Annotated in this window: 14 protein-coding genes; 11 read left to right on the forward strand and 3 right to left on the reverse strand. The window is 67.7% G+C overall.

Annotation, left to right across the window (positions count from 1 at the left end; genetic code table 11):
* The first annotated feature begins 16 nt into the window (after nucleotides 1–16).
* The 9 genes from IEY12_RS15205 to IEY12_RS15245 all read left to right on the forward strand — a co-directional run bounded on the left by IEY12_RS15205 (nucleotide 17) and on the right by IEY12_RS15245 (nucleotide 9,532).
* Nucleotides 17–958, forward strand: coding sequence for a carbohydrate ABC transporter permease (locus IEY12_RS15205; protein WP_188884503.1), 942 nt, complete (start codon nucleotides 17–19; stop codon nucleotides 956–958).
* A complete protein-coding gene (locus IEY12_RS15210; RefSeq protein ID WP_188884504.1) occupies nucleotides 958–1,806 on the forward strand; it encodes a carbohydrate ABC transporter permease in 849 nt (282 codons plus the stop codon). Before IEY12_RS15205 ends, IEY12_RS15210 begins: the two co-directional genes overlap by 1 nt.
* 55 nt (nucleotides 1,807–1,861) lie before the next feature.
* Nucleotides 1,862–3,031, forward strand: coding sequence for an ABC transporter ATP-binding protein (locus IEY12_RS15215; protein ID WP_188884505.1), 1,170 nt, complete (start codon nucleotides 1,862–1,864; stop codon nucleotides 3,029–3,031).
* Complete coding sequence (locus IEY12_RS15220) at nucleotides 3,028–3,681, forward strand: class II aldolase/adducin family protein (protein ID WP_188884506.1); 654 nt, start codon at nucleotides 3,028–3,030, stop codon at nucleotides 3,679–3,681. Before IEY12_RS15215 ends, IEY12_RS15220 begins: the two co-directional genes overlap by 4 nt.
* A 193-nt stretch (nucleotides 3,682–3,874) precedes the next feature.
* Nucleotides 3,875–5,029 (forward strand): galactonate dehydratase, encoded by a 1,155-nt coding sequence (gene dgoD, locus IEY12_RS15225; RefSeq protein ID WP_188884507.1) that lies wholly within the window; start codon nucleotides 3,875–3,877, stop codon nucleotides 5,027–5,029.
* A gap of 82 nt (nucleotides 5,030–5,111) precedes the next feature.
* The gene (locus IEY12_RS15230) at nucleotides 5,112–6,233 is read left to right on the forward strand and encodes a hypothetical protein (RefSeq protein ID WP_188884508.1); all 1,122 of its coding nucleotides are present in this window, start codon (nucleotides 5,112–5,114) and stop codon (nucleotides 6,231–6,233) included.
* A 235-nt stretch (nucleotides 6,234–6,468) separates the two neighbouring features.
* A complete protein-coding gene (lrp, locus tag IEY12_RS15235; RefSeq protein ID WP_188884509.1) occupies nucleotides 6,469–6,924 on the forward strand; it encodes an HTH-type transcriptional regulator Lrp in 456 nt (151 codons plus the stop codon).
* Nucleotides 6,925–6,977: 53 nt separating this feature from the next.
* Entirely contained in the window at nucleotides 6,978–8,441 is a 1,464-nt protein-coding gene (locus IEY12_RS15240; protein ID WP_229871458.1) for a DUF7125 family protein, read from the forward strand.
* Complete coding sequence (locus IEY12_RS15245) at nucleotides 8,441–9,532, forward strand: ATP-binding response regulator (protein ID WP_188884510.1); 1,092 nt, start codon at nucleotides 8,441–8,443, stop codon at nucleotides 9,530–9,532. Before IEY12_RS15240 ends, IEY12_RS15245 begins: the two co-directional genes overlap by 1 nt.
* A 42-nt stretch (nucleotides 9,533–9,574) precedes the next feature.
* Here IEY12_RS15245 and IEY12_RS15250 read toward each other — a convergent pair whose 3' ends face one another.
* Nucleotides 9,575–10,246, reverse strand: a complete 672-nt coding sequence (locus tag IEY12_RS15250; RefSeq protein ID WP_188884511.1) for an AIM24 family protein — start codon at nucleotides 10,244–10,246, stop codon at nucleotides 9,575–9,577.
* A gap of 156 nt (nucleotides 10,247–10,402) precedes the next feature.
* Between IEY12_RS15250 and IEY12_RS15255 the strand changes: the two genes are divergently transcribed.
* Both IEY12_RS15255 and IEY12_RS15260 read left to right on the forward strand, forming a co-directional pair.
* Entirely contained in the window at nucleotides 10,403–11,740 is a 1,338-nt protein-coding gene (locus IEY12_RS15255; RefSeq protein WP_188884512.1) for an RNA-guided endonuclease InsQ/TnpB family protein, read from the forward strand.
* A gap of 204 nt (nucleotides 11,741–11,944) precedes the next feature.
* Nucleotides 11,945–12,334 carry a DoxX family protein gene (locus IEY12_RS15260; RefSeq protein WP_188884513.1) on the forward strand — a complete coding sequence of 130 codons (390 nt, stop codon included), beginning with the start codon at nucleotides 11,945–11,947 and terminating at the stop codon, nucleotides 12,332–12,334.
* An 87-nt stretch (nucleotides 12,335–12,421) separates the two neighbouring features.
* Here the strand turns inward: IEY12_RS15260 and IEY12_RS15265 are convergent, their stop codons facing one another.
* Both IEY12_RS15265 and IEY12_RS15270 read right to left on the reverse strand, forming a co-directional pair.
* Complete coding sequence (locus tag IEY12_RS15265; RefSeq protein WP_188884514.1) at nucleotides 12,422–12,853, reverse strand: GtrA family protein; 432 nt, start codon at nucleotides 12,851–12,853, stop codon at nucleotides 12,422–12,424.
* Nucleotides 12,853–14,283, reverse strand: coding sequence for a sulfatase (locus tag IEY12_RS15270; protein ID WP_188884515.1), 1,431 nt, complete (start codon nucleotides 14,281–14,283; stop codon nucleotides 12,853–12,855). The genes IEY12_RS15265 and IEY12_RS15270 overlap by 1 nt, the downstream gene beginning before the upstream one ends.
* Nucleotides 14,284–14,452: the final 169 nt, after the last annotated feature.

Genomic DNA, 14,452 nt, shown 5'->3' on the forward strand with positions numbered 1-14,452 from the left:
CGCACCCTGAGACACCATGAGCTACGGATCCGAGAACGCGACCGGGACGACCACCAGTAGCGTGGGCAGTCGCCTCCGAGAGCTCTGGAACGACTACCTCCCGGTGTGGCTCTCCGCCCCGATGGTGCTCGTGATGCTGCTCATCACGGTCTTCCCGGGCGTCTACGACCTCTACTTGAGTCTCGTCCACTACAAGCAAACCAACCCCCAGCAGATCGGCGAGTTCGCCGGCCTCGCGAACTTCGCGGCGGTCTTCAGTGACCCATCGACGTGGCACTCCATCGGGGTCACGCTCACGTTCGTCGGCGGGTCGCTCGCGCTCGAAACCGCCCTCGGCTTCACGCTCGCCGCGCTCGTCACGAACGTCTCGAACGACTACGCCCGCGAGTTCTACCGCGTCGCGTTCATCCTCCCGATGGCGGTCGCGCCCGTCAGCCTCGCGACCATCGGCCGGATCATGCTCAACAGCCAGGTCGGCGTCATCCCGTACGTCGTCGCGACGTACACGCCGTTCGCGGCGCCGAACTTCCTCGCGGAGTTCCCGCTCGCGACCGTCATCGCGATGGACACCTGGCACTGGACGCCGTTCATGTTCATCATCTTCTACGCCGGCCTCTCCTCGGTGCCTGAGCAGCTCCTCGAGGCGAGTCGCGTCGACGGCGCGCCGCTCTGGCGGCGATACGTCCACATCGTCATCCCGTACATGAAGCCGGTCATCTTCGTGGCCGTGCTCATTCGCCTCATCGACCTCTTCCGCACGTTCGGCACCGTTTACAGCCTCACGCAGGGCGGTCCCGGGACGGCGACGCAACTCGTCTCCATCCAGATCTTCCAGACCGGATTCAAGTACGTCAATCTCGGGCAGGCGAGCGCACTCGCTATCGCCTACCTCGTGGGCATCCTCGTGATCTGTAACGTGGTCATCCGCTACTTCGGCTTCGGGGGGGTGTGGGACTAATGGCGCTCCTCGAGAGCCGACAGACCCGCGACCGCATCAAGGAAGCCGTCCGGCATCTCGTCCTGCTCTGCTGGACGGTCGCCGTGCTCTTCCCGCTCTACTGGATCGCCTCGATGTCGCTGAAGCCGCCGTCCGAGGCGCTCCAGCTCCCGCCGAACTGGCTGTTCCTCCCGACGGTCTACAACTACCTGCAGCTGTTCGGGGAGCCGTCGTTCGTCTCCGCGCTCGGGAACAGTATCCTGATGGTGAGCGCGTCCGTCCTGCTCGTCCTCTTACTCGGCGTGCCGGGCGCGTACGTGCTCTCTCGCTACGACGTCCCGAAGAAGCAGGACGTCCTCATCTGGATCCTCTCCTCGCGGATGCTGCCGCCGATCGCGGTCGTCATCCCGTTCTTCGTCATCTTCCGCACCTTCAACCTCTACGACACCCGAATCGGGATGGTGTTCATGTACCTCACCATCAACATCTCGCTGGTCGTCTGGGTGATGAAGGCGTTCTTCGACGGCATCCCCGTGTCCCTGGAGGAGGCAGCGATGACCGACGGCGCGACGCGCTTCCAGGCGTTCCGCAAGGTGATCCTGCCGTCGGCGCTGCCCGGGATCATCTCCGTCGCCATCATCAGCTTCATCTTCGCGTGGATCGAGATGCTCTTCTCGCTCATCCTCACGAACCAGCGCGCCGTGACGGTGTCCATGCAGGTCTTCAAGTTCATCGGGTCGCGCAGCATCGAGTGGTCGATGCTCGCCGCGGCGTCGGTGATCGTCATCCTCCCGAACCTGCTGTTCGTCGTCTTCGTGAACCGCTATCTCGCGTCGGGGCTCAGCTTCGGCGTGGTCCTCAAGGAGTGACCCTCATGTACGACCCTAACGATTATCCCACGACGCTCGTAAGGAGTGAACGATAATGGCACGCATCGAACTCGACGACATCCGAAAGACGTTCCAAGACGCCGGTAGCGAAATCGTCGCGACGGACGACGTCTCCCTCGACATCGAGGACGGCGAGTTCCTCGTGCTCGTCGGCCCGTCCGGGTCGGGGAAGTCGACGTTGCTGCGAATGATCGCCGGGCTCGAACGCCAGACCGACGGCGACATACACATCGGCGACACCCTCGTGAACGACCTCGAACCCCGCGAGCGCGACATCGCGATGGTGTTCCAGAACTACGCGCTCTACCCGAACATGACGGTTCGCGAGAACATGAGCTTCGGGCTGAAGATGTCCACCGACCTCTCGAAGGACGAAATCGACGAGCGCGTCGAGTCGGCCGCGGAGACGATGGGCATCCACTTGCTGCTCGATAGCACGCCCGAGCAGATGTCGGGCGGGGAGAAACAGCGCGCGGCGCTCGGGCGCGCGATCGTCCGCGACCCGAACGTCTTCCTGATGGACGAACCGCTCAGCAACCTGGACGCGAAACTCCGCTCGGTCATGCGTACGGAGATCAAGCGCCTCCAGCGCGAACTCGGTGTCACCACGGTGTACGTGACGCACGACCAGACGGAGGCGATGACGATGAGCGACCGCCTCGCCATCCTCGACGGTGGCAACCTCCAGCAGCTGGGGACGCCGCTCGAGTGCTTCTACCGGCCGGCGAACACGTTCGTCGCGGGATTCATCGGCGACCCGTCGATGAACTTCTTCGACGTCACCCACGAGGACGGCCGACTGGTCGCACAGGACCTCGACTACGACCTCTCCGAGGACGCGGCGGCGTCCGCCACGGGCCACGACGAGCTCGTCTTCGGCGTCCGGCCCGAGGACATCGACCTCCGCGAGGACCGCGGCGAGAACGACTTCGAAGTCGAGGTCGACGTCGTCGAGCCGATGGGGAGTCTGAAGTACGCCTACGTGAAGCGCCCCGGGAGCGACGACGAGGAGACGTACATCGTCGAGGTGAACGGCCAGCGCCCCATCGACGTCGGCGACACCCTCTACGCCCACGTGCCACACGGCGAGTTCCACCTCTTCGACCGCCGGAGTCGGGAAGCCGTCCACCACCGCGACCTCCGAGAGAACACGGAAGAGGAACTGCTCGAGAAGATGAACGATACGCAGGCCGCCACCTCATGACCACGACACTCCCGCACGCGGACGTCCGCGAAGAGATAGCCGAGTACGGCGTCGAGTTGCTCGAACAGGGCCTCACGGAGGGGACCGGGGGGAACCTGAGCGCGCGCGTCGACGACGACCACCTCGCGATCAGTCCGACCGGCATCCCCTACGGGGACGTCGAGCCGAGTTCGGTGTCCGTCGTGGACTTCGACGGCACCGTCGCCGAGGGCGGGGAGCCGTCCTCGGAACTGGCGATGCACTCCCAGATCTACGAGGAGCGCGACGACGTCGGTGGCGTCGTCCACACGCACTCGCCGTACGCCACCGGCTTCGCGGTGGCGAACGAGCCGATTCCGGCCTCGCACTACCTCGTCTCCTACGCGGGCGACCGGATTCCCGTCGCGGACTACGAGACGTACGGCACTCCGGCGCTCGGCCAGCGCGCGGTCGAGGCGCTCGGCGACGACTACGACGCGTGTCTGCTGAAGAACCACGGCGTCATCGCCGTCGGGGACTCGCTCGGCCGGGCGTTCGAGGTCGCGCTGATGGTCGAGTACTGCGCGCGCGTCCACCACCACGCGAGCGTCGTCGGCGAGCCGACCCATCTCTCCGAGTCGGAGATGGCGGACGCGAAGGCGAAGATCGACGACTACGGCCAGCACACGTAGCCGGCGAGCGTCGGGGCGTTCGACGACCTCCCGCGACGGCCGTTCTCGGCGCGACGCCGGTGACCGCACGAGTTATGCGCCCCGGTGGCATAGCACCCCTCCGGAGCTGCGATTCCGTCGACAGAGCGCCGAAACCGGCGATATCCTCCGTAAGCACTATGGGTGCGCTCGCTGTCCACACGAGAGATAGAGGATGCGCATCACGGACTACGAACTCTTCGAGGTGCCGCCGCGATGGCTGTTCCTCAGATTGGAGACGAACGACGGCGTCGTCGGGTGGGGTGAGCCGGTCGTCCAGGGGCGCGCGCGCACGGTTCGCACCGCCGTCGAGGAACTCCTCGACAACTACCTCGTCGGCGAGGACCCGCTCCCGATCGAACACCACTGGCAGCGGATGTACCGTGGTGACTTCTATCGGGGCGGGCCCGTGCTGATGAGCGCCATCGCGGGCATCGACCAGGCGCTCTGGGACATCAAGGGCAAGCACTACGGCGCGCCGGTGTACGAACTCCTCGGCGGATACGCCCGCGAGCGCGTGCGCGTCCACCACTGGCTCGGCTTCGAGACGGCGGACGACATCGGGACGCTCGCGCGCTCGCTCGTCGAGGAGCACGGCTTCACCGCCCTGAAGATGAACGCCACCGCGGAGCTCGAGCGCATCGACACGCCACGCGCCGTCAAAGAGGCGAGCGCACGCCTCGGCCGCGTCCGCGACGCCGTCGGCGACGATGTCGACATCGGTATCGACTTCCACGGGCGGGCGTCGAAGTCGATGGCGAAACGCCTCGTCACGGCCTTCGAGGAACACGACCCCATGTTCTACGAGAAGCCGGTCCTCCCCGAGCACAACGACGTCCTCGGTGATCTTGCCCAGCGGACGTCCGTCCCGATTTCGACGGGTGAGCGTCTCTACACGCGCTGGGACTTCAAGCCGGTCGTCCGCGAAGGCCACGTCGACATCATCCAACCGGACCTCTCGCACGCCGGCGGTATCACCGAAGTGCGGAAGATCGCGACGATGGCCGAGGCCTTCGACATCACGGTGATGCCCCACTGCCCGCTCGGGCCGATCGCGCTCGCGTCCTGCCTGCAGGTCGACGCCTGCTCGCCGAACGCCATCCTCCAGGAGCAGGGTCTCGACTTGCACCTCGAGGAGGCGAATCAGGCGCTGCGCTATCTCTCCGACCCCTCGGTGTTCGACTACGAGGACGGCTACCTCTCCCTCCCGGCGGAACCCGGCCTCGGCGTCGACATCGACGAGAGCGCGGTTCGCGACGCCGCCGACCACTCCGTCGACTGGCACAACCCCGTCTGGTACCACCGCGACGGCAGCGTCGCGGAGTGGTGAGCGTCTCCGCCGTCACAATCGTTTTACGGTCGCTCCGACGCCGTACGTGTATGGGCCACACGACGCATTCGGAGGGAGACGCATGGTCGAACTGAGCGCGGAGACGCGCGACGCCGTCGCGGCCGCCCGTGCCGGCCTCCCCGAGACCGTGGGCGGCGAGCGCGTGGTGTTCGGTTTCGACGGCTTCGTCGATCGCGTGCGGACGGTCGTCGAGGACCGCCACGGCCGCGAGGCGTTCGAGACGCTCGACTCGCTCGCCGAGTTGGGCGCGCGCATCAGCGCCTCGGCGGCGTCGAACAGCTCGCTCTCCTTCGAGTGGCTCCAAGACGATGTCCGGACGGGCGGGCACACCTGCCACCTCGCGCGTGCGTACGCGACGCTCGGGTTCGACCCCGTGATGGTCGGCCTCTACGGCGACCCCGTGCGCGACGTCTTCGCCGAGGAGTTCGCGGACGTCCCGATGCACTCGCTCGGCGACCCCGGCTCCACGGACGCCGTCGAGTTCGACGACGGCAAACTCATGCTCACCGAGTCCGGGAGCGGCACGACGCTCGACTGGGAGCGCGTCCGCGACGCGGTGGGCGTCGAGACGCTCGCCGACTACCTCGATGGGGCGTCCCTGCTCGGCGTCGGCTACGTCTCGTGGATCCCGTCGCTCCCGAGCGTCGTCGACGGCCTCCGGGAGGAGGTGTGGCCGCTGCTCGACGACCCGCCCGAGCGCGTGCTCTTCGACCCCGCCGACGTTCGCCGCCTCGACGAGGACGTGGTGTTCGCGGCGCGCGACGCCGTCGAGCGCCTCGATGCGGTCGTGGACGTCACCGTCTCCGCGAACCGCTTCGAGACGAAGGTGCTCGCCGAGCACTACGCGGGCCGCTCGGCCGAGAGCCTCCGCGCGGACGCCGAACTCGTCGCCGGGACCCTCGACGTGACGCGCTACGTCGGCCACGGCCTCCACGAGTCCGTCGTCGTCGGTGACGGAACGCACGCCGTCCGGAACCCCGTCACGGACGACCCCGCCCTCACCACCTCCTCCGGCGACCACTTCAACGCGGGGCTCGCGCTCGGCCTGCTCTGCGGCCTCGACGACGCGGCGGCGGCCGTCGTCGGGAACGCCCTCGCCGGCGTCTTCGTCCGCACCGGCGACCCGCCACGCTACGACGACGTGCGCGATTTCGTCGACGACTACGAGGCGAAGTTCGAGTAGGCCGCGTTCCCTTCGGCGCGCCTCCCGTTCCCGCTCGCGCAGCCGGTCGAGACAGGGTTTTTAGGTTTGGGGTCGATACCAACTCACGAAGCCACTGCTGTAGCGATCTACATAACTCGGCCACTCCTCGACCACGCCCCCCGCTCGTGCAAAAGTCGGCAGTAGTGGCGCGATTCGGGTGGCAAATATCCGCTCTTTCCGCCATCCTCTAATGGTCTCTCCGACCACTACGGGTGTGACCTACGAGAACCTCGACGCCGAGCTGATTAACGCGTTGCTGGGGGACGGGCGGGCGAGCCTGCGGAGCCTGGCGGAGGAGCTCGACGTGTCGGTGACGACGGTGTCGAACCACCTCTCCGACCTCGAAGACGAGGGCGTCATCCGCGATTACGCGCCCATCGTGGACTACGACAAGCTGGGGTACGACGTGACGGCGATCCTGCAGTTGAAGGTCGAGGGTGGCGCGCTCCCGGACCTCACCGACCGGTTGCGCGCGCACAAGCAGATGGTGTCAGTCTACGAGGTGACCGGCGACTACGACGTCATCGCCGTCGGCAAGTTCACCGACACCGACGACATGAACACCCTCATCAAGGAGTTGCTCGGCGACGCCGACATCAACGAGTCCGCCACCAGCGTCGTCCTCGACGCCGCCGTCGAAAACCAGCAGTTCCAACTCGACGTCGCGTAACGGCCGAACCGACTACCAGCACAGTTTTGCTGATTGCCCAACTAATCCGAGCCATGAGTGTGGAGTCCGCGCGCGAGCCAACCGGGATCGACGGCTTGGACGCGATTCTCGGCGGCGGATTACTGACCGGGCAGAACGCGCTCGTTCGGGGGCCACCCGGCGTCGGGAAGACGGTGTTCGGGCTCCACTTCCTCGCCGCCTGCGGCGACGACGAGACGAGCCTCTACATCAACCTCGGCGAACCGACGTCGTACGTCGAGCGCACCGCCGAACAGTTCGACCTCGACTCGCCGTCGCTGCGCTTCCTCGAACTCGCGCCGACCGCCGAGGCGTTCGCGGCGGACGAGACCTACTCCGTGTTCGCCGCCGCCGAAGTCGACGGGCCCTCGCTCGTCTCGGAGATTCGCGACGCCGTCGCCGAGCACGAACCGGATCGCGTCGTCATCGACCCCATCACCGAGTTCCGCTATCTGACGACGGACGAGCGGCAGTTCCGCTCGCAGATCCTCGGCCTCCTCGACTTCCTCCGGGACGCCGGCGCCACGGTGCTGATGGCCTCGCAGTCCGCGCCGGACGAACCCGACACCGACCTCCGATTCATGACGGACGTCATCATCGACCTCGACCGGCGCCGCGACACGCTCACGGTCGACGTCCCGAAGTTCCGCGGCCCGTCGCCGACGCGCGGCCCGCACACCTACGAGATCACGGCGGCCGGCGTCGACGTCTGGCCGCGCCTCCGCCCGGACGTCGCGGAGTCGGACTTCCCGGACGAACGCGTCTCCTCGGGCGTCCCCGAACTCGACAAGCTCCTCTGTGGCGGCCTCGAGCGCGGGACGGTGACGTTCTTCAGCGGGCCGACCGGCGCGGGGAAGACGACGACGAGCATGCAGTTCGTGAAGGAGGCGGCGGGCCGCGGGACGCACTCCGTCATCTTCTCCTTCGAGGAGTCCGAGCGCACGATGCTGCGCCGCTCGAAGGCGCTGAACATCGGCCTCGGGGAGATGATCGAGCGAGGGAACGTCGAAATCGTCGAGGTCCGCCCCGGCGAGTACACCGCCGACCAAGTCACGTCGATGCTGCGCTCGGCCGTCGAGGAGGAGGACGCCGGCGTCGTTCTCCTCGATGGCTTCCAGGGCTTCCAGCAGAACCTCCGTGGGTTCGACGACCACCGCGGGCCGGTCGACTACCTCGTCTCCATCGGCCGCTACCTCCGCGAGCGCGGCGTCACGACGCTCGTCACGAACGAGGTCCACGACATCACCGGGGAGTTCCGCGTCACCGAGGAGTCGACGAGCAACCTCGCGGACAACATCGTCTTCCTGCGCTATCTGGAGTACGGTGGCTCGATGAACAAGGTCGTCGGCGTGCTGAAGATGCGCACGAGCGACTTCGAGGACACGCTGCGGCGCATCGAGTTCACCGAGTACGGCGTCACCGTCGGCGAGCCGCTCACCGGGCTCACGGGTATTCTCACGGGGACGCCGCGCTTCGATGACCGCGGCGACTCGAGCTGATGTCGGCCGCTGACATCGCCGACCTGCCGGCGAGCGGGACGGTCCTGCCGCTGGTCGCGGACGCGGCGAACCGGCGCGTGCTCGCGGAGTGGCTCGCCGAGCGCGAGCGCTATACGCTCACGGGGGACACGCCCGCCGACGCCGCCTTCGACCTCTGCATCCTCGACATCCGCGCGCTCGTCGAGAACCGGGTCGTGCTCGCCCAGCGCAAGGCGTCCTCGCGTGCGCTCCTCCCCTACTTGTTGCTCGTCCCGGACGCCAAGCGCGACGCCGTCGAGGCGTTCCGACGCGAGCACGCCGACCTCTGGCGGCTCGTCGACGGCGTCGTGCGCGTCCCGATCCGCCAGTACGACCTCGGCGACCGCGTCGAGTCCCTCCTCCGGCTGCGCGCGCAGTCGCGCGCGCTCGCCGACCGCGAGCGCGAACTCGAGATCCTCAATCGCGTCCTCCGCCACGACATCCGCAACGACATGAACGTCGTGCTCGGTTGGCTCTCGATGCTCCGCGACGACGCGACCGACGACCAGCTGCCGACGCTCGACCGCGTCGAGGCCGCCGCCGACCACGTCGTCGAGCTCACGCTCGTCGCGGCGGACATCGCGAAGACGCTCACCGGCGGCGATGCGGTCGCCCTCCGGCCGATGTCGCTCACGCGCGTCCTCAGAGCGGAAGTCGAGAAGTCCCGCGAGGCGTTCGCGTCCGCGCGCATCGAGTTCGTGGACGACCCGCCGAACGTGACGGTTGCGGCGAACGACCTCCTCGGCTCCGTCTTCCGCAACCTCCTCAACAACGCCGTCCAGCACAACGACACGGCGCACCCGGTGGTGGCGGTCGACGTCGAGGTACGCGACGGCGTCGTGCGCGTCACCGTCACGGACAACGGCCCCGGCGTCCCCGCCGGCGTCCGCAACTCGCTCTTCGCGGAGGAGGTGAAGGGGATCGAGAGCTCGGGGACGGGGATGGGCCTCTACCTCGTCGCCGCGCTCGTCGACACGTACGACGGCGACGTCCGACTCGTCGACGACGACGCTCCGGGCGCGACGTTCGTCGTCGAACTCCCCGTCGTCGAGGACGCGACCGACGCGCGCTGAACCGCACTGTTCGGGCCGGTCGACTCGGTCGGCGGGTCCGCCTCAGGCCGGTTCGACGGGGCCCTCCTCGTAGGGCTGGACGACGACGAACCCCTCCTCGCCCTCGAAGACGAGCTGGTAGCGCTCGTCTGAGGAGGAGCCGACGAGGTCGCTCAGACTCCGGTTCGACTCGACGCTCGGCGAGAGGTTGCGACTCCACGCGACGGTCGCTTCGGGGTCGGTGCGGACGGGCGGCGTGAGGACGAGCGGGTCGCCGTGCGTCGTTATCGCGACCGTCCCGGGGCCGGTGAGGAAGACGTTCGTCAGCCCGGCCGCCGACGCGCCGCCGAGGCTCCCGATGACCGAGATCTCGTAGGAGACGGCGTCCTCGAACGCGAGGACGTCGGGGCCGTTCACGGAGATGGCTTCGCCGTCATCGAGTTCGAGCAACTGCACCTCCTTGCCCTGGTCGGCGAGGTAGAGGTGGCCCTGTCCGCTGACCTCCATCACGGGCGTCCCCTCGCTCGAGGCCTTCTCCTTCAGGAACCCCATCACGCCGCCTTCGGCGGAGGATTTCCCGCTGAAGGTGAGGTCGCCGTCGAAGGCGACCATCGACCCGGCTTTCGCGATGACCGTGCCGTCGACGTCGACGTCGAGGAGCTTGCCGTTCTCGAGCTCGAAGCGCTCGCCGCTCTCCCCCGGTTCGTTCGCCTCGACGAATTCGTCTACGTCCATGACTACCCGAGTCGTCGCCGCGAGAACAGAAATAGCTGTCCCTGGGTCAAAGGAGTCTGTGACGGTGCCGTGGGGTGGCGCTAGATGCTCGTCCCACACTCCCGACAGACTCACGCAGCACTGGCATTTATCACCGAATACGGTGGTACAGACCGTATGGTTGTGAAGGCGCGTCGTACCGTCCGCATTCCACTCCGACTCAGCGAGGACGATCGAGACAGCCTTCACGCCACCCACGCCCCCTACCAAGACTGCCAGAACGAGACGGTCGACTATTGCTGGCCCGACCGCCCCAAACGACCAGGCGACCTCTCCACGTCGAAAGGCGACGCCGAGGCCGCCCTCTACTACCCGCTGCGCGAGCAAACCGACGACCTCCACAGCAACCTCGTGCAGAAAGCCATCAAAGACGCCGTCTCCGCCGTGAATTCGTGCCAGAGTAACTGGACGGCGGGTCGTCGCGTCTCCAAACCACACTTCGGGGACGGGCGAGAGGCCGAGTGGACGATGCACTACGACAAGCGCGCCGCCACGTACTCCCGCTACAAAGTCAGTCTCGCTACTGTGGATGGTCGCGTGGAGGCGCGATACGTCCTCCCGGCAGAGTTAGAGGGGACGCCGTACTCGACGTACGTCCTCGACCATCGGTGGTCGTTTGCGACTTCGACGCTCGTCTACGACGGCGAGCGATTCTGGCTGCACGCCTCGATGCACCGCTCGTACACCACGGTGCCGACACCGACGATTTTCGTCGACGCCGACGTCGATCTCGAAACGCCGGAGGATACGATCCGTGTCCTCGGCGTGGATCGCAACGTCGAGGGGAGTCTGGCTGTGACGAGTACGGGCGGCTTCTACGGGAACGCCGACGCGCTGAACGACTACCGCGCCCGACAGGAAGCCTTGCGCGGCGAACTTCAGCAGACGGGGACGCACGCCGCCCACGAGCGTATCCGGACGCGTCGTGGGCAGGAGTGGCGCCACTACGACGACCTCGTGCATCGCGTGGCGAACGCGGTCGTCCAGGATGCGCTTCGCGTGGAGGCGACGCACGTAGTGTTCGAGAACTTGACGGACATCCGTAAGCGCATCTCGAACCTGCCAAAATTCCAGCAGTGGCTCTTCTCCAAGCTCTCCGACTATGTCGAGTACAAGCTGGAGCCGTACGGCGTTGAGGTCGACACCGTCAACCCCGCATACACGAGTCAGGGATGCAGTCGGCCGGACTGCGAGTGCGTCTCGGAGCACAATCGCCAGGACAAGACGTTCGAGTGCGTCGAGTGCGGGTATGCGGTGGACGCGGACTACAACGCCGCGCGGAACATCGGACTGCGGTATCTCGAGGAACACAGCCCGGCGAGCCACACGCGTTCGTCCGGGTGGGTCACGAGTCAGTTGGCCCTGATGTCGGGGACGCTCACCCCCGCCGGCACGTTTGTCGGCCGGAACTGGGAGTCCACTGACAAGCCCACGACTTCAGTCGTGGGTCACTGACAGCGCGGGCAGAACTCGGTCTGTGTCACTATCGCTCACCCGACTCTCTCTGACACACTGTAAACTGTCTTTATAATTTCCCTCTGACACCATCCGGTGATCTACCGAGTGCTCCGTAGCCACCGGCCGTCCGTGCTCGGCGTGTCCGGTGTCGCCGCCGAGGGCGCGACTAGGTTTTTGATGCTGACGCCGGAACACCCGTGTATGACGGAGCAACAGGACGACGGTGGCGCTTCGATGTCGCGACTCGGGCGGGTCGCGCTCGGCCTCGGACTCGCCCTGCAGGCGTCGGAGGACTTCCGTGACCTCGAGGGGGCCGTCGAGTACGCGGAGTCGGAGGGCGTCCCGATGCCGTCGGTGCTCGCGCCGCTCGGGTCGGGGACGATGGTGTCGGCGGGCCTCGGCATCGCGCTCTGGAAGCTCCCGCGTCTCGCGACGGGCGCCGCCGCGACGTTCCTGACGGTAGTGACGCTGACGATGCACGACTTCTGGAACGACGACCCGGACGACCGGAGCGGCGACCGCCTCGCGTTCTTCGGGAACCTCGCGATGCTCGGCGGCGTCCTCATCGCGCTCCGCGAGGCGTGGCGCTGAGCGACGCGCCCACGCTCGCGGACCGGTCCTGCAGTGTCGCCGCCGCGCGATAGGCGGCGCTTCCTCCGCACGAGCGCGGCCGTCCCGCTACGCCCCGCCCTTCCACGTCCAGCGCGTGTCGAGGGCGTACCGATAGAGGCCGCTGACGGCGATCGCGCCGACGTTCGCGGCCAGATAGGGGACGCTCTGGAGTTCGACGAGCGCCGCGAGGACCGCGAGCTGGATGGGGATGGCGCTGCCCCGGACGACGTTCGTCCGCACCAGCCCCCGGAGGTACGGCCGGAGGCTTGTGTGCTGGACCGCGCGGAACGTCCACGCGTTGTTGAGGACGTAGGAGAGGACGATCGTGATCTCGATGGCGACCGCCGCGCCGACGAGATAGTCGAGGCCGCCGACGTCGACGAACGTCCAGAGGAGCGCCATCTGGATGCCCGCGGTGAGGAGGCCGACCGTGAAGAACCGCCGAAGCTGAGTCGCTCGCGGCCCCTCGTAGAGCTGGCGGAGGTACCGACGCACCACTAGCGGTACCCGAGCGCTTCCAGACGCGTCTCCAGATCCGAATCGACCGCGTCGTCGCCGGCCGCGTCCCCCTCGCGTTCGCGGAGACGGGCCGCGTGCGCGTCCGTTATCGGGCGGTAGCGCTCGATGACCGCGCGCGCCTCGGCGGACGGGTCGGCCGTGCGGTCGTCGTGCTGGCCGGGGTCCTCGGGCCGGTAGTAGAGCTCCTCGGCGTCCGCGTCGACGTTCCGGATGTACGTCCAGTCGCGGTCCCGGACGCTCACGAGGAGGTCGCCGTCCGCGAGCGAGCGCGGGATGGGTTGGGTGGTGACGTCCTCGCCGCGGACGGCGACGGAGACGACCGGGTCGTCCGCCGGGGCGTCCCCGTCGACGACCGTCGACGCGAGCGAGTCGCCCGTCCACTCGGGCGCGGGGTCGACGTCGAGGAGGTCGGTGACCGTCGGCGGGATGGCGTCGAGGCCGACCTGTCCCTCGACGCGGCGCGCGTCCGCGCCCGGCACGTCGACGATGAGGGGGACGCGGACGAGCTCGTCGTAGAGCTTCGGGTAGTGCGCGAGGTGGCCGTGCTCCTGGAACTCCTCGCCGTGGTCGCCGGCGACGACGACGGCGGTGTCCTCGCGGTGACCGGCATCACCGAGCGCGTCGAGGAGGCGGCCGATGCTCGCGTCGACCTGCCGGGCGGCCGCCTGATAGAGCAGGCGGAGCTCGGTGAGCGTGCGCTCGTCGACGCCGAGGCCGAGGCCCGTGCGGGTGTGCGCGTGGAGCATTCGGTGCGTGCCGAGGAGGTCGTCGGAGACCTCGCGGATGTAGCGGGGCGCGGGGACGTACGGTGTGTGCGTGTCCATGTAGTGCACCCAGAGGAAGAACGGGCCGTCGGCGTCCGCGAGGAAGGACTGGGCGGCGTGCTCGACGTCGAAGAGCCGCGAGGTGTCGAGGAAGGGGCGGTCGTCGCTCGTCCCCCTGAGCCACGAGGAGAGGCGGCGTGCGGGCGTGGTCGCGAGCTGGATCCACGCCTCCACCGTGGGGTGCGTGGCGAGATAGCGACTGTAGAGCCCGGAGCCGACGCTCGTGACGAAGGCGTCGAACGCGTCGAAACCTCGGTCGTAGCCCCAGTGCGAGGTGAGGAAGCCGTTCGCGGCGTTATACCCGCCGGTGGCGACGCCGGCCTCCGAGAGCTGGGACGCGAGCGTCGGCGAGCTGGTGACGCCGATGTCGCCGGTGTCCGCGAAGACGGGGCGCGACGCGAGGATGGACGGGAAGGAGAACGGCGTCCAGTTCCCGGTGGCGAACGCGCGTTCGAAGACGGCGCTTCGCTCGGCGAGGCCGTCCAATACGGGTGTGTGGCGCGAATCGTCGTACGGGCCGATCGCGTCGGCGCGGAGCGAGTCGACCGTGATGAGGACGACGTTCGCGGCGGTTCCTGAAGCCACGGTTCGTCCCCCCGTTTGCACTCGGCGTAATTACCTTCATCGCCGTGACGTCGCCACTCGTGCCCTCGCGGTCGACCGGCCGCCGTCGACGCGTACCAGTCCGCCCTCTCGGACTTCCCTCGAACGCCTCACCTTCTCCCTCGCGGCGGCCGCCTCTCGTCCGTTTTGC

The organism is Halarchaeum grantii (assembly GCF_014647455.2).
Lineage (GTDB): Archaea > Halobacteriota > Halobacteria > Halobacteriales > Halobacteriaceae > Halarchaeum > Halarchaeum grantii.

Excerpts from the sequence above, each read along its gene's own strand:
- IEY12_RS15245 (WP_188884510.1), top strand. The coding sequence starts at position 8,441 with ATGTCGGCCGCTGACATCGCCGACCTGCCGGCGAGCGGGACGGTCCTG.
- IEY12_RS15250 (WP_188884511.1), bottom strand. The coding sequence starts at position 10,246 with ATGGACGTAGACGAATTCGTCGAGGCGAACGAACCGGGGGAGAGCGGC.
- IEY12_RS15260 (WP_188884513.1), top strand. The coding sequence starts at position 11,945 with ATGACGGAGCAACAGGACGACGGTGGCGCTTCGATGTCGCGACTCGGG.
- IEY12_RS15230 (WP_188884508.1), top strand. The coding sequence starts at position 5,112 with ATGGTCGAACTGAGCGCGGAGACGCGCGACGCCGTCGCGGCCGCCCGT.
- IEY12_RS15205 (WP_188884503.1), top strand. The coding sequence starts at position 17 with ATGAGCTACGGATCCGAGAACGCGACCGGGACGACCACCAGTAGCGTG.
- IEY12_RS15210 (WP_188884504.1), top strand. The coding sequence starts at position 958 with ATGGCGCTCCTCGAGAGCCGACAGACCCGCGACCGCATCAAGGAAGCC.
- dgoD (WP_188884507.1), top strand. The coding sequence starts at position 3,875 with ATGCGCATCACGGACTACGAACTCTTCGAGGTGCCGCCGCGATGGCTG.
- IEY12_RS15255 (WP_188884512.1), top strand. The coding sequence starts at position 10,403 with ATGGTTGTGAAGGCGCGTCGTACCGTCCGCATTCCACTCCGACTCAGC.
- IEY12_RS15240 (WP_229871458.1), top strand. The coding sequence starts at position 6,978 with ATGAGTGTGGAGTCCGCGCGCGAGCCAACCGGGATCGACGGCTTGGAC.
- IEY12_RS15215 (WP_188884505.1), top strand. The coding sequence starts at position 1,862 with ATGGCACGCATCGAACTCGACGACATCCGAAAGACGTTCCAAGACGCC.
- IEY12_RS15220 (WP_188884506.1), top strand. The coding sequence starts at position 3,028 with ATGACCACGACACTCCCGCACGCGGACGTCCGCGAAGAGATAGCCGAG.